We start from the raw sequence: 14,890 nt of genomic DNA, 5'->3' as shown, positions 1-14,890 counted from the left end.
GTAACGATCCTCACGTTAGAGCAGCTTCAAATCGTCGAGCAGCTTGTTGACCTCGGCGCGGTCGGTCCATTCGGCCCGCACGGTCGCCCGCGCGAGCACCTCCCCCGTCTCCGCATCGATGGCGCCCGGCTTGACGACGCGGTACGCCACGCCTTCGCCCTCGACGTTCGGCGCGTCGGTCTCGAATTGCACCCAGTCGCTGTGCCGCTGCAGCCATTCCTTCACGGCGCGGTGCTGCTCCGCCGGGTCGGCGGCCGTGCCGAGCCAGCGGAAGCGCAGCAGGCGCGTGAACAACCGCTCCCGGTCGCCGCCGATGCTCTCGCGCCAATCGCGCTCGTGCCGCTGCAGCCAGCCGACGACGGCGGAGCGTTTGTCGACGGCGAGGATGGCGGCGAGCTTCAGCATCCGCTCCTGCGGCGCCTGCTTCGGCTCCGCTTCTTCGAGATGGGCGTAAAACAGCTGCAGCAGGTGCTTCCGCGCCGACGACTGGCGTACGCCGTCGCCGCGAAACAGCTGCGACAGGTCGGATGCCGGCAGCTCCATCATCGGCAGCGCGACGTCGAGCGTTCTCGCCCCGTGAACGAACGAATAGAACGCTTCTTTATCATGTTTGGCCAAATACGCGTATACCGATACGACGATGCGGACGTCGAGTCCGCGGCGCACCCCTTCGGCGTACAGCCGGCACAATCGGCGAATCAGCTCCTCCGCCCCGCCCGGGGCCGCCCGCAGCAGCCGGTGCTGGACGTTCTCCGGGTCGAGCAGGAACACCCACGACAGCGCGCGGAACCGCTCTTCTACGCCGTCTTCCGCGAACCGTTCGACGAAGGCGCTCCACTGCTTCAGAACGAGTTCTTCTCTGAGGCGCTTGCGCAGCTCCTCGTCGGGCAGGGCGTACCAGACGAACCGGTGCAGCGCCTCCTCCGCGAACTCGGCCTCCGCGAGCCGCTCTTCCCAGCCGGCTGCTCGGAACGCGCTCGCGACCCAGCCGTCCTTCGCGGCGCGCGGGCGCGCGTCGGCGGCTTCGTCGCCGACTGCCTCCTGCCTCGCCTCCGCTTCGGCTGCGGCGATCCAACGGATCGCGGCGCGCTGACGGTCTTCGACCGGCAGCCAGCTCCGCGTCAGGTCGCTGCGGCTCATGTAAGCGGCCAGCCATCCGCCCCACGCCTGCGCGCCGCTCGGCTCGGCGAGATGCCTCAGCTGCTCGTAATCGCCGCGCTCCAGCGCTTCGGCGAACCGCAGCGCCGGATGGCGGGCGCTCTCCGCGAGCCGGCGCACCGCCCCGCGTACCCGCTCCGCCGGCCGCGGCATGTTCGCCGTCGCCATGAGGCGCAGCAGCGCGTCGTCCGGGAACAGCCGCTGCAGCACTTTGCCGGGCAGCTCTTGCTTGCGCCGATCCCATTTCGCCTGCGCCGCGCGCTTCTCCGCTTCGAGGTCGAATTCGCCCTCTTCGTACTCGGCCGCTTCCGCCTCGAGCTCCGCGAGCTGCTCCGCCGCTTCCCGCTCGAGCCTCTCCGTCTCCGCCTTCAACGCTTCGACGTAATCGGCGTAGCGCTCCGCCGCATGGCGCAGCCGCTCGCCCAGATCGGCGAGGCCGGCCGACCACCGCTCGTCGCCGTAGCGGACGCTCAGGTCGGCGAAGGCGGTCGCGAGCTTCGCGGCCTCTTCGTCGCCGATCGGGGCGCCGACCAGCAGCTCGAGCGGCAATTGCTCCCGGAAGCACGCTTCGACGCCGATCAGGCTGCCCTTCTCGACGCCGGGCGTCCGCTCCCCTCCCCAGGCGTCCCATACGGGCTCCTCCTCGTCTTCCGCGATGCGCGGCAAGACGAGCCATTCCAATACATAATACGGATTCGGTTCCGCGCGCAGGGCGGCGGCTTTATCTTGAAACGACGACAGCTTGTGGGCGTTCACGAACGTCCGCAGCCATCGCGTGGTCGTTCTAAGGCTCATGCGGCTCCTCCTTTGCCCGGACGGCCTCGGCGAGCGGCTTCAGCCACTCGGCGAGCGTCGTATCCCGATTCCAAAACGCCGGATCGCTCAATCGGCTCAACATCCACGGCTCGCCGCCCGCCGAGCGGCCCGCTTCCGCCGCTCGGACGGCGCGTATCGCCGCGCGCTCCCGCCCTTCGGCCGCGGCGCGCGCGAGCTCGGCCCGCGCGTCGCGAACCGCCGCCTGCAGCGCGTGCCGGTCTTCGCCCATCGCCTCCCACCACAGCCACGGGTCGCGCTTCGCCTCCTGCCGGAAGCGAAACAGCGCCGACTGCGCGTGGCGGCACGGCTGGGCGGAGCCGCAGGCGCAGCTCGAACGCCAGCCCGACTCCCGCAGCCCGAGCCGCTCGCGGTCGGCTTCCGTCGCCGCGCCGGCGAGCCAGCGGCCCTCCAGCAGCGGATCGGCCGCGAGCTCCCGCGCCGCGCGCCGGACGGCTTCCGGAGCCGCGAGCGGCACGTCCCATACGGCGCGAGGCTCCCCTCCGCCGGCGACGCGTCCGCGCTCGACGACGATGTCGTCGCGTTCCGCCATACCGATCCGCTCCTTTCCCCTTTATCATAGTCTCGATGCGAGAATTACGCTCCGTCTTCCGACAAAATGACCTGTCTCCGCAGCGCCAGCAGCTCGTTCAGCTGCTCGTCGCTGTATTCGGTCAACCATTTCTCGCCCGCGCCGACGACGTCGTCCGCGAGCTTTTCTTTGCCTTCCAGCAGCTTTTCGATCGACTCTTCCAGCGTTCCCTTCGTGACCAGCTTCCACACTTCCACCGTACGCGTCTGGCCGATCCGGTACGCCCGGTCCGTCGCCTGCCGCTCCGCCGCCGGGTTCCACCACCGGTCGTAATGAACGATCCTGCTCGCCCGGGTCAAATTCAGCCCGAAGCCGCCGGTCTTCAGCGACATGACGAGAACATTCGGTCCGTCTTCCGCCCCTTGGAAGCGGGCGATCAGCGCTTCCCGCTCCTTCCGCGGCGTTTTGCCGGACATGAGGCCGACTTCGACGCCGAGCCGCTCCGCGAGATACGGCTGCAGCAGCGCCGCCATGGCGGCGTACTGCGTGAAGACGATGCAGCGTTCGCCGCTTTCGACCGCCTCCCGCAGCAGTTCTTCGAGGCGCAGCAGCTTGCCGGACGTTCCCGGCCGGAGCGCGCGCTCCCGAAGCGCCTGCTCCGGCGCGTTGCAAATTTGCTTGAGCCGCGTGATCGTCGACAAAATGACGCCCCGGCGGCGAATGCCGTCCGCGCGCTTCAGCTGCTCGGCCATCCGCTCGAGCGTCGCCGCGTACAGCGCCGCCTGCCGCTCCGTCATGCCGCAGTACGACGTCTGCTCGATTTTGTCCGGCAGATCGTCGATGACGGTCGGGTCGGTCTTGAGGCGGCGCAGCAGGAACGGCTTCACGAGCCGGTGCAGCCGTTCGGCCGCCGCCGGATCGGCGCTCCGCTCCGGCCCGTCGCCGAACGCCCGCCGGAAGCCGCGCTCGCTGCCGAGAAAGCCCGGATTCAGAAATTCGAAAATCGACCATAAATCCGACAGCCGGTTTTCGACCGGCGTGCCGGTCAGCGCGATCCGGTGCGCGGAAGGCAGCGTGCGAATAAATTTCGTCAGCTGGGCGCCGGAGTTTTTCACGTACTGCGCTTCGTCCAGCGTGACCGCGTCCCAGGCGAGGGCTCCCAGCGTCTTGCGGTCGCGCAGCGACGTCGAATACGACGTCAGCACGACGTCGCACTGTCCCGCCGCCTCGGCGAACGCCGCGCCCTGCAGCCGGCCTGGACCGTAATGGAAGCAGACGCGCAGCGACGGCGCGAATCGCTCCAGCTCGCGCTGCCAGTTGCCCAGCACGGACGTCGGGCAGACGAGCAGCAGCGGCCGATCGCCGGCGCGCATCCCGCTCGCGGTCGCATGCAAGGCGTAAGCGATCCATTGCACCGTCTTGCCGAGCCCCATATCGTCCGCGAGGCACGCGCCGAGCCCGAGCTCGCGCATCCGAACGAGCCACGTGAAGCCGCGCCGCTGGTAGTCGCGAAGCTCGCCCTGCAGCGCCTCCGGCGTCTCGAGCGGCGCTGCGGCGCCGGCGGAGCGCAGCCCCGCCACGAGCCGGGCGAGGCGCGCGTCGGCGCTCCAACGCCGCACCGGCGGCTTGCCGCTCTCGGCGGCGCCGCCTTCGGCTTCCGCGGCGAGCGCCATGCGCATCGCCTCCGCCGCCGTCGCCGTCCCGGTCTGCGCCTCGCGGAAAAACCGATCCCCGGCTCGCCGGTCCGCCGCCCGCAGCCGCACCCAGCGGCCTTCGCGGAACAGCACCGCCGTCTCTCGCTCCGTCAGCCGGCGCCATTCCGCTTCCGCGATCGGCGCGCCGCCGAGCAGCAGCTCCATCCGATACGACATGAGCGCATCGAACCCGAGCGGCGGCCCGCCAGTCGACGCCGGCGGCGCCCCGGCCGCCTCATCCCGGCTCGCCGGGAGCGCTTCGTAATGGACGGCCGCCTCGAGCGGCGCCGGGTCGCGCCACCAGGCGGGCAGCACGGCGGCGAAGCCGTGCCGCTCCAGCGCGGCCGCGCCCCGCTCGAGAAACTCGATCGCTTCGTCCTCCGTCAGCGCGACCAGCGCCCGCGCGACGTTCAGCCGCGCGATCGGAGCGTACCGCTCCGCCGCCTCGGCGAGCCCGCGCGACAGCCGCTCGTGCGCGCCTTCGAACATGCGCCCCGCCAGCGTCGGATTCGCCTCCGCCGACGTCCACACGTCGCCGGCGGGTACGAACGCTCCGTCGTCCGCGTCCTCGAGCCCCGGCACGAGCAGCCAATCGCCGTACGCCGTCTCCGGCTCCAGCAGCGCGAAGGCGACGCGATACGACGCCGCGGCCGCGCGCCCCGCCAGCTCCCGATGCCAATCCTCCACATCGTCCGCGAACCAATCCGGCAGCGCCGGGCGGTCCGCCTCCTCGCATACGAGGCCGTAGGCCCATTTCTCTAGCGGCGTGTGCGGCACCCCGTACCGCGGTTCGAGCGCGCGGAACGCCGCTTCTTTCGCCTCCGGCGAGAGGCTCCGCCGAACGACCGCGTCGACGCGCTCCGCGACGCCGCCGCGATCCGGCGTCTCCGGCAGCGCCGCCATCGCCTCGCGAAGCGGCGGCGCGTCCCACGCCGGCGTCCAGCGAGACCGCGCGTCGCCGGCGCCGTCCCGCTCCACGAACGGGACATACCACCCTTCCTTGACGATACGGCGAACCAGTCCGTCCCAATGATCCAATCGATTCGACTCCCCGTTTTTCTACAAAAGGTGTATCTATTAGGATAACAAATGGAAAAGCATCGCCGCAACGGCGCCGCGCGATTGGAGGAAAAGAAAAAACCGCGTCTTGGCCCAAGGGCGCCGACGCGGGGTTAAGAACGGGCCGCCGTCAGCACGAGCACGGCGCCCGGGAGCCGCAGCATATCGCCGTCCCGCAGCGGGTACGGCTGATGCGGCTTCATCAATTGGTCCAAGCAGAAGGTTCCGTTCGTCGATCCGAGATCGATGGCATGCGGCGTCGCATCGATCTCGGCGATTTCGAGATGAACCCGGGACGCCGCCGGATGATCGACGACGACGTCGACCCCCGACGGCCCCCGGCCGAACCGAATCGGGACGTCGAGAAGGGGGACCGTCTCGACGCGGTTCGTTTGCTCGAAGCGGACTTCGATCCATGCCGAAGGAGCAGGATCCCGGGGCGGCAACATAACCGTCCTTTCGCCATCGCTCAGCAGCAGCGTGCGAGAATCCAGCGGCGCCGGGGGGAGCGACTCGACCGCCGCCTCGTCTTTCAAGCGGTCGTCGTACGCCGCTGCGTCCTTTCCGATCGCTGCCGTCGAATCGCCCTCCGCCTCGGGGACGAAACGTCGGAACAGCGTCCAACCGATCGGTACCGTGCCAAGGCAGGCGGTCAGCAACAACGGCGGGGACGGCTGCCATGCGAACGCGATCCAGCAGACGATCGCGACGAGCAGTCGAATCGCTTCCGACCGCCCGATGCGCGCAACCGAAAACCGCATCGTGTCGCCGTCCCCTGCCTCGTGCAGCGGCGAAGTCTCCCCGTACCTTTCGTCCAAGCCCCGGAAACCGGCATCGTCGTCCGAAATGACTCCCGCATTCGCCGGGTCCGGCGCCGAAACTCGCGGCGCGGCGTCCGCCGCCGAAGCGTGCCCCACCGCTTCCATCCACAAGCGATGGCTGAACGTATCCTTATGCCATCGCGAAGGGTGCAGACGATCCTTCCATTCCGGGGGCAAGCCGTAACGAACCAAACAATCGTACAGCGCTTGCCACTGGGCGTGACAGCGTTCGGGCGTCCCGAAATCGACGATCGGCACGACCATCAGCCGGACGTCTCGCACGTCGTTCCCGACCCAGATCCATTCCGGATCGAGAACGTATTCCGGCGAGCGAATGCAATAGTCCGCCCCCTCCCGAATGGCCCGCCGAAGCGCGATCAGGAAGCTTTCCCAATGCTCCGGACGCATCGCGTCCGCTTCCAGCGCCGCGCGAAGACGGCGCATTCCGGCGATGCCGTACCGCAGCCTGACGCTGCCGTCCGTGTCTTCGCGTCGCAGCGGCAGCGTACCCGCAAGCGCGTGATGCTCCAGCATGGCTACTTGGACGCGTGTAACCTCGCTGCTCCCAATGCCGTCCGGCCGCTCGACGACGACCTCGGGACCGGACGTCGGATCGATGCGCGCGCGCAGCCCGGTCAATGACCATATGTCCATATTCTCCCCCCTCAATCGGTCCAAAGAAACACGGCGGCGATGGCTGGCCATACGGAGAGCATAAACGGGAACTTCGCTGCGGGCTCCGGAAGACGCGTTCGTTCGCGAAGTACGACGCCTAAAAGCAGTCCGCGGACGTAGTCGACTACGCTTCCCCGAAAGCGCGGCGAAGCCGCCATGCAAACGAGCGCCGCCGCACCCGACGCGATCACCGCCCCCGCCAATAGCCAAACGACCGCTTTCGTTCCGACGAACGCTCCGGCCGCACCGAACCATTTGACGTCGCCCCCGCCGACGGCTTTGAGCGCGTACAGCGGCAGCGCTAGCAGCAAGCCGGCGGCGGCCCCCGCAGCAGCGAATATAACGCCGTTCCCTGTAACGCCGAACCCATGCGCGATCAGCGCGGCCAAGCATCCGACGGCGGCGAGTCCGTTCGGCAGCCTCCGGGTACGAGCGTCCCAGAGAGTCGATACGGCGGCGAAAAGCAGAAATCCGATCATCGGCTCGCTCATTGTTTCGCTTCTCCGACTTTGTCGCCCACCCAGCACCGTTCGAGCGCGACGGCGGTGAACACGATGTCCCGAGGCGCGAAAGGAATCGGAAGCGTCAAACGGTACTCGGCAGCGATCCCGAAATAACTGACGTCTTCCGCAACGAACGTCGGGAGCTGGACGGCCGTGACGACGAGCCGTTCCCGATCCAACAGCGGCTTTCCCGCTCCGTTCCGGTCGACGAACGACATGACGAACGGCTCCGCCCAACGCCGATGCACATCCGCTTCGTTCCATGTCCCCGTTCCGCCGACCCGGCTCGGAAGCGACACTTTCTCTTGAAGCATAACCTTGATGGAATACGGCAAATACCGATCGAGGGTGCTTTCCATGTCTTCGACGAACGGAAGCTTCTTATACGCGTTCGTCAACAGTCCGACCGGATACATGTGCGCGGCCGTCGTTTGAACCGCTTCGTCGACGGCCTCCCGAAGCGCCGCTTCCGTGCGGGCGGCTAGCAGCGCCAGCGACAGCGCAAACCCAAAAACGAGCAGCAACGGTAAGGCGACGGCCGCCTCCAGCGTAACGGAGCCTTTTTCGTTCAAAGCATTCCCCCCCGTTCTCCCAATTGGTACATTACCTATACCTTTAATAAGAAACTACGACCTCCTTTTCTTTCGGCGCCGCAGGGATGATTTTTCCGGCAGCCGGCGGTTTCGTTACGACGCGAACCGCCGTGTACCGTTTCGTCAGGTCGATGCCGGTATTGAGCTCGATCAACGCCTGCATGCGCGACAAAACCGAGGCGTCGCGGCTGTGCAGCAAATAAAACAGCCGTAAGTGGTCTTTATAGTCCAGCGTTACGCCCTGGACGAACGGCAGTTCCACGGGGTCACCGGCGATCAATTGATCGACGTCGTCGTTCGCCTGCTTCGCCCCTTCGGCGAGCGCCGCAAGCAAACTCGCCATCGGCGAAACGGCTCGTCCCGGGTTGTCCGGCGCAAAAAACGCCTCCATCGTCCGCAGCGCGGCCCGCAGCACGAACAGCTCGGTATGCGCTGCGGCTAAGTTCATGTGGCAGGACGGCAAACCGTACAAAATGTACTCCGCCTCCTGCTCCTGCAGCTTGTGCGATGATCTGTCTCCGATGTTGGTGACGACCCTGACGACGTATTTTTGCTTCTGGTAGGTTCGGTACGTAAAGTGGGTCAACGCGTATTCGTTCATGTACGCTTCATCCCTCATGTCTTCCGCGATATCGGACAATGCGGAAAGGAAATCGAACGACGCGTTCAAAAAACTCGCCGCTTCATCCGTTCGGATCGACGGTTCGATGCCCCCGGAAGAAGCGTGTTCGTTGTATGTGCGATATTTTTCATACAGCCCCTCCGGCCCGGTTAGCAGCACATAGGCTTCGAGATCGGTCAGCGCGCAGGCGTCCTTCCAGTTGTCCCTTCGTTTCGTCAGCTGCCCTTCGGCGGCTTGCTTCTGATCGAGCTCCATCCTACGGATCGCTTTGCCTTCCTGCTCTCTCTTCGCCTCTTGCGCTCTTCGACCCGCCAGCCATTCCGACTTGTATGCGTGCAGCCGCTCGAGCATTTCCGCTTTTCGGTCGGGTTCGACCTCCTGCGGGGACGAAGATTGCTGCGCGGGCGCGGGCTCCTCCATGGCGTGCCAAGCGGCGTGCATCGACGCGATCGTCGCCGCTCCGATCCGGTACCCCGTAAAAAAATCGGGCGGGTAGATAGTAACGTGAGGGTAAGGCGTCTCCGGCGCCTGTACCGGCTTCGGAGGGGGTTCGTTCAATTTCTTTCTCAGCTCGAGGTTCGCTTTTTCCGCTTCGTCTAACGACTTATGGATCGCATCGAGCAATTGCTGCAATGCCGAGGCAGGAGAAGCCGTCCCGGCCATCCCGGCCAACGATTGCGCGGATGCCCACGCTCGATCGAGCGCCGCCTCCCGTTTTTCGAGCAGCGCCTGCATCTCCTGCGAAAGCTTCGCATAATGTTGCGCTTGTTCGATTTGCGGACGGCTTTTGATAAATTTGTCGACGACGGTAATGCCGTACTCGATCGGAGCGATATATTTCATGCGCTCCAGCATCTGTTCCTCGAACACGCGATGATCGCCCAAGTGATAAAGCGGCTCGAATGCGATCGGCGATCCTTGGGAAGGGCGTTCGTCGTACAAGCGGAATCCGCCGAGTTTGCGCTCCTCCCGGTTCGCTTCTCCGATCGCCTCCTCCGCCGTTCGCGCCCTCGACTCGTCGATGGAAGCGCCGAACAATCCGTAATTCAGGAGCTTCGTTTCGAATCTAGCCAAAGCGGAGCGGCCGGCGCGCCTCGCCTCGGTCTCCGCCTCGACCGCGGCGAGGCGCATGCGAACGAGATCGATCAGCAGCAGCGAAACGAGCAGCAGCGAAGTCGCGGCGAGCAGCGAAAACAACGTAATCGCGCCTCTTTCGTTGTCGGCGACGCGCATGGCGCCCTCCTCCCTCAATAATGAATCACTACGATAATGCCATGGGACTGCAGCAGCTGTTTCAGCGCCGGCGACGGACCCGCGGTCGTTTCTCCCGTACGGCGGAAGAAATGCCAAGCAACGCCTGAAACTTTGCCTTTGCGCAGCAGCTCCGCGTCCTTCATCAGCTGATCCCTGACGTCGCGGGTTGTCGTCTTCGGTCCGATATACACTTGATGCGCGACGCCGTGCTTGTCCATCGAATCGATTTTCCTCCACTTACCGGTCTCCTGCGTGGATATGCGGCGTTCCGCCCCGTTGATAAGCGTCCTTAAATAGATGGCGGCTTGCGCGTGATGGCCGAACGTCAATTCCCGATCCTTCACAGGAACGATCCCGCGTCGATCCAGCCAAGGGGACAGCGTGTTTCGGAGCGTTCCTACTTCGACCTTCACGTCCAAACGAGGGATATACCCAAGAGTGAGTTCGATGTTGCGAATATATTCCGCCGGGTCGTTGACGCTGTCCGTCGACACGCCTGTCGCCTGATCGGGCAAGCCGAGGCCGGCCGGCAAAGACAGCGGCACGGCGGCGGAGACCGTCACCGAATGCAGCAGGCCGCCGTTCTCGTACGCAGCCGCTCCCCGATACGCCGAAGGCCACCCGAATACGCCCGAGGCGAGCTTTCGCTTAACGACCGATTCATCGTTGCTTCCGTCCGCTTCCCCAGGGTACTCGATCCGCACGCTTTCGCCGCCGCCGGCCGGGCCGAACCATTGTTCCGCCCCGTCGTATAACCACCGCCAATAGAGAGGCTCGCGTTCCAGCGGCGAATACATTCCGGTTTCCGGATGCTTCGTACTCCGGTTCCAATGCTCGGCTACCCGTTCTGCGGACTCCCCCGCCGTAATGTAGACAAGGCTCGATTGGGCGACGGCGATCAAAGCGAAGACGAGGGCGACGAGCACTGCGACCGAAATCGGCAGCAGCAGCGCGGCCTCCAGCGTGAAGGTGCCCTGCTCGCTTCGCAGCGTCCGGTCAATTCGGCAACTCGATCGTATTCTCATTCAACGTGTCGGTGACGTTGTCGTTCGTATTCTGAAACAAGTTATTAATCCATTCCATAATCCACTTCCGAAACGCGATCGCGATCACGAGCACGACGGCGATGATTAACAGAATTTCCAGCGTGCCGACGCCGCTCTCGTCTTTCCACAACGCCTTTGCTTCGTTCCACAGTTTCGTTTTCATAACAACTCCTCCTAAGTCTTGTTATTGCATCATCATGACGGCGGGAGCCGCCACGATGACGAGTACGGCCGCCAGCATAAGAATCATCGGAAACAGCAATTTTGCGGAAGCTTCCTCGCCCTTCGTTCGTACTGCGGCTTGTTTTCGTTCCATAAACAATCTGGAAGCGTCCTGCAGCGCCAGCGCGAACGATTCCCCGCCGCGCTTATAATTCATGAGCACGGTCGTTACCAGCGCTCCGATTTCGGGATAGCCGCAGCGGCGGTGCATGTCTTCGAGCGCTTTCGGGAACGACACCCCTGACCGGATGTCCTGAGCGGTCTTCTCGAGCTCGGCGTACAGCGGATGTCCTCCTTTCCCGGCGCTCGGCGTTCCGGCCCGCCCCCACGCCTGCGGAAGCGTCTCGCCCGCCGACAGCAGCAAAGCCAGCTTGTGCATGAACGTCGGCAGCTCGGAGACGATGCGCCGGCGCTTGCTTTCCGCTTTGCGCTTTACGTCCGACCACAACGCGAACGGCGCTCCCCCCGCGACGCATGCGCAGAGGACGACGATGGAAACGTCCGCCTGCGCGAGCAGCGATACCGCCGCCGCCGCCGCCCCTCCGGAGGACCACGCGAAAGCGACGACCGTCCAACGGAACGCCGGTTGAGGCTGGGCGCTCGCACCGGAGACGAGCTGACAATATCGCACCAGCTGCGGCAAATATTGAATGACCAACGGATACACCCTTAACCGAATCACGCAGTTCTCCGCCGCGCCGTAAAGCAGATTCCCCAGCGATCCGCCCCGGGCGCGCCGCGAATCGGACGCCCGGGGAGGCAGGCGATTCCGGGCTCGACCCGCGAACGCAGCGCGTAAAGACTTCGTCCGCTGCATCGTTACGCCTCGATCCGCATGAGCCGTTCGGAGAGAGCGATGCCCGTTCCGAGCAAGGCGAGAGCGGCGCCCATGACGGCTCTTCCGCCCCCCTCGTAGAGCGGCTCCATGTATTCGGGAGATCCGTAGCGGAATAAGGCGACGATCAGGAAAGGAACGACGGACAATGCCTTCGCTTCGAAACGTTTCCCGGCGATCAAAACCGCGAGCTCTCTTTCCACGTTCAGCTTCTCGATGATGGATCGCGACGATTGTCTCATGATTTGGACCAAATCGCCCCCGGTGCGCTTGCAAGTACATACCATATCCGCCCAGCTGTCGATCTCGTCAATGGCGAGGTTACGTTGAAACTGCTGGATCGCTTCCTCCGCCGGGATGCCGGTGTCTACTTTGCGGTTCAGCTTTTCCAGCTCTTTGAGCAGCAGCGGCCTGCCTCCCGCGTACAGCCGATGCATGTCGCTCTCCACGTCTCGAAAGGCGTTTTCGATCGATTTTCCGGCCTGCAGGGACGAAGAAATCGAAAACAACATTTGCTCGAATTGCGAGGCGACGGTTCGTTTCTGATGTTCCACGTCTCTAACGGCTCGCTTCCCTGCGGCATACCATCCGCCGCAGGCGAGAAGCGCCGACATCGCGCCGCTTTCGAAAAACAGCCACCCGACGCTTGCATACGCCGCCGCGTACGCGCCGGCGTACAACGTCAGCTTTATCGTTCCGGGACGATACGCCGGCGGAATGCCGGCCAGCTGCCTGCCCCATATCGATCGCATAGTTCCTGCATCTCCCTTCTTCTAGCTAAGATCCTGCTCAATTCGGCAAAGCTTCCCCCCGTTCTCGTCCGGTTTCCACACGTATGCCGGGCGAAGCACGTACTCGCCCCCGCGCAAACCTTCGACCGCCGCGATCTCCGTCACCTTGCGCGTGAAATCCGGCATTCGAGAAACGTGCACGACGAGGTGAACGGCGGAAGCGATCTGCTTGCGGATCACTTCGAGCGGCAAGTCGGCTCCGCCGATCGCCATCGTCTCCAGCCGGCTCAGCATGTCCCGAATCGAATTGGCGTGACCGGTCGACAGCGAGCCTTCGTGCCCGGTGTTCATCGCCTGCAGCATATCGAGCGCTTCCGGTCCCCGTACCTCTCCGACGATGATCCGGTTCGGCCTCATGCGCAGCGCGGCGCGAAGCAGCTGGCGAATCGTAATTTCGCCTTTGCCCTCGGTATTGGCGGTGCGCGTCTCCAACGACACGACGTTCGTCAGCGTCCGAAGCTGGAGCTCCGCCGAATCCTCGATGGTAATGACCCTCTCCTCGTCCGGAATCGATTGCGCCAGCACGTTCAGCATAGTCGTCTTCCCCGACCCTGTTCCGCCGCTGATGAAAATGTTCGTTTTGTCCCTAACCGCTTGCTGCAAATCGTGCGCCGCTTCCGGCGTAATCGCATTCCATTCGAGCAGCCGCTCCATCGTCACCGGCCGCTCCGGAAACTTCCGAATCGTCAGCGTCGGCCCTTTCAGCGAGACGGGGGGGAGCACGACGTTCACCCGCGAGCCGTCGGGCAGCCTCGCGTCCACGATCGGGGAAGCTTCGTTCACCGTGCGGTTGACTCTCGAAACGATGGACTGAATAATGTCCTCCAGCCGTTCCCGGCTTTCGAACCGGTGCGGGTACCTCGAGATCCGGCCGTGCTTTTCGTAAAACACATCCTCGTGACCGTTGACCATGATTTCCGTCACGTCCGCGTCGTTCAACAACGGCTCGAGTATGTCCAGCCCCCGGAAGGAAGCCAGGACGCGCTCCACGACCCAAAGTCGTTCCTCGGACGTCCATTTGCGCGCTCTGCTCTCTTCCGCCGCTTTCCGCTCGATCAGCGACCGTACCGTCTGTTCCGTTACGGCGGCCGCGAAGTCGAGTTCAGAGCGAATTTCCTCCCGAAGCCGCAGCGCCGCCGACTCTACGCTCCAGATCTCGCGCACCGCGACCACAGCTCCTCCGCCAGACGATCCGCGGCTTCCGAAAATAGCGGATCGCCGCGGCCCGCGTCTTGCTTCCATTCCGGCACGTACGGCAGCCGGAACGCCTCCGCGCACCACGAAAAAACGAACCTCGGCTCCGGACGAACGCATTTATTGACGACGAATCGGCATTTCATCCGGTACGTTCCGCCGTCCCCCCATTCCGGCCATTCTTGAAGCCACTTGTCCGTCTTGCGAACGCTGATTTCCTCTTCCGGCACGATGCAAACGACCGCCTCCGAATGCCGCCAAACCTGCTCCCCCCACGGGGACCATCCCGCTCCGGCGTCCGCCAGCACGATGCCGCAGCCGAACGAACCGGCGGCGGCTTCGAGCAGCCGCTCCCCCTCCGAGGATCGGATGCTCTGCCATTCCCGAAACGAGCTTTCGGGCGACAAGCGATGCATATCGGCATCTAGCGGGAGCGATTCTTCTGGCCCGGGAATCGGCCGGCCGGCTTTGATCGCGTACAGCCATTCCCCGATGTCGTGCTCTGCCGAGGAGCAGCGTCTCCGGCCGCCGTCCGGGACCGGGTCGACGGCCAGCAAGAACGGCTTGCGCCCCTTGGCCGCAAGCGCAATGGCCGCGTGCGCGGCGATCCTCGTCCTGCCCGCGCCGCCAGCGACCGACCAAATGCCGACGATCGGCGCTCGCCGCGCCTTCGACGCGCGTCCGCCGCCGCACCGGGACAGCCACATGCTCAGCAGCTTCGGCACAGCCTCGTATTTCGAAACGACGGCGGAACCGTCCAGCGCCTCGCGCCTTCCTTCTCCGATCCAAACGAAGCCGTCGCTCCCGGCCGCCTCCTTCAATCTTTCCTCGAACTCGACGGACGCTACGTACAAATCGCAACTTCCGGATCGCCACCATTCCAACAACAGCTCCGGCCGGCTGCATACCGCAATCTCCGCCTCCCTCCGGTAATCGGACTCTTTCACATATTCCGCGACGCGAACCGCATATTCGGTATCCTCGTCGCACAAAGCGATTCTTTTCCGCAATCGACCGCCTCCTTTCGAAAACAACAAAAAAAAGCACGCGCAGACCTTGGATAAGGTCAGCGGTGCTT

The 14,890-nt window shown here is 64.6% G+C and carries 13 protein-coding genes; all 13 read right to left on the bottom strand.

The features are described 5' to 3' along the window. Positions 1–15 precede the first annotated feature (15 nt). The 13 genes from VE009_RS26925 to VE009_RS26865 all read right to left on the bottom strand — a co-directional run bounded on the left by VE009_RS26925 (position 16) and on the right by VE009_RS26865 (position 14,822). Positions 16–1,953 carry a hypothetical protein gene (locus VE009_RS26925; RefSeq protein ID WP_325013189.1) on the bottom strand — a complete coding sequence of 646 codons (1,938 nt, stop codon included), beginning with the start codon at positions 1,951–1,953 and terminating at the stop codon, positions 16–18. Continuing rightward, the gene (locus tag VE009_RS26920; RefSeq protein WP_325013187.1) at positions 1,943–2,524 is read right to left on the bottom strand and encodes a hypothetical protein; all 582 of its coding nucleotides are present in this window, start codon (positions 2,522–2,524) and stop codon (positions 1,943–1,945) included. The genes VE009_RS26925 and VE009_RS26920 overlap by 11 nt, the downstream gene beginning before the upstream one ends. Before the next feature lie 44 nt (positions 2,525–2,568). Beyond that, positions 2,569–5,235, bottom strand: a complete 2,667-nt coding sequence (locus tag VE009_RS26915) for a DEAD/DEAH box helicase (protein WP_325013185.1) — start codon at positions 5,233–5,235, stop codon at positions 2,569–2,571. 134 nt (positions 5,236–5,369) lie between these two features. Next, on the bottom strand, positions 5,370–6,731 hold the full coding sequence (locus VE009_RS26910) for an FHA domain-containing protein (protein WP_325013183.1): 1,362 nt from the start codon (positions 6,729–6,731) through the stop codon (positions 5,370–5,372). An 11-nt stretch (positions 6,732–6,742) separates the two neighbouring features. Continuing rightward, a complete protein-coding gene (locus VE009_RS26905; protein WP_325013181.1) occupies positions 6,743–7,243 on the bottom strand; it encodes an A24 family peptidase in 501 nt (166 codons plus the stop codon). Then, the gene (locus tag VE009_RS26900; RefSeq protein WP_325013179.1) at positions 7,240–7,827 is read right to left on the bottom strand and encodes a hypothetical protein; all 588 of its coding nucleotides are present in this window, start codon (positions 7,825–7,827) and stop codon (positions 7,240–7,242) included. Before VE009_RS26900 ends, VE009_RS26905 begins: the two co-directional genes overlap by 4 nt. Before the next feature lie 43 nt (positions 7,828–7,870). After that, positions 7,871–9,703 carry a hypothetical protein gene (locus VE009_RS26895; RefSeq protein ID WP_325013177.1) on the bottom strand — a complete coding sequence of 611 codons (1,833 nt, stop codon included), beginning with the start codon at positions 9,701–9,703 and terminating at the stop codon, positions 7,871–7,873. A gap of 14 nt (positions 9,704–9,717) precedes the next feature. Further along, the gene (locus VE009_RS26890; RefSeq protein ID WP_325013175.1) at positions 9,718–10,749 is read right to left on the bottom strand and encodes a hypothetical protein; all 1,032 of its coding nucleotides are present in this window, start codon (positions 10,747–10,749) and stop codon (positions 9,718–9,720) included. Beyond that, positions 10,721–10,933, bottom strand: a complete 213-nt coding sequence (locus tag VE009_RS26885; protein WP_325013173.1) for a Flp1 family type IVb pilin — start codon at positions 10,931–10,933, stop codon at positions 10,721–10,723. The genes VE009_RS26890 and VE009_RS26885 overlap by 29 nt, the downstream gene beginning before the upstream one ends. Before the next feature lie 21 nt (positions 10,934–10,954). Beyond that, entirely contained in the window at positions 10,955–11,674 is a 720-nt protein-coding gene (locus tag VE009_RS26880; RefSeq protein WP_325013171.1) for a type II secretion system F family protein, read from the bottom strand. Between the two features lie 137 nt (positions 11,675–11,811). After that, a complete protein-coding gene (locus VE009_RS26875) occupies positions 11,812–12,579 on the bottom strand; it encodes a type II secretion system F family protein (RefSeq protein WP_325013169.1) in 768 nt (255 codons plus the stop codon). Positions 12,580–12,600: 21 nt separating this feature from the next. Then, complete coding sequence (locus VE009_RS26870; protein ID WP_325013167.1) at positions 12,601–13,782, bottom strand: CpaF family protein; 1,182 nt, start codon at positions 13,780–13,782, stop codon at positions 12,601–12,603. Next, the gene (locus VE009_RS26865) at positions 13,761–14,822 is read right to left on the bottom strand and encodes a hypothetical protein (RefSeq protein WP_325013165.1); all 1,062 of its coding nucleotides are present in this window, start codon (positions 14,820–14,822) and stop codon (positions 13,761–13,763) included. The genes VE009_RS26870 and VE009_RS26865 overlap by 22 nt, the downstream gene beginning before the upstream one ends. Between the last annotated feature and the right edge of the window lie 68 nt (positions 14,823–14,890).

The organism is Paenibacillus sp. (assembly GCF_035645195.1).
Taxonomy (GTDB): domain Bacteria; phylum Bacillota; class Bacilli; order Paenibacillales; family YIM-B00363; genus Paenibacillus_AE.
Note: the sequence above shows the minus strand (reverse complement) of the source record. Positions and strands in the feature narration are given on the sequence as shown.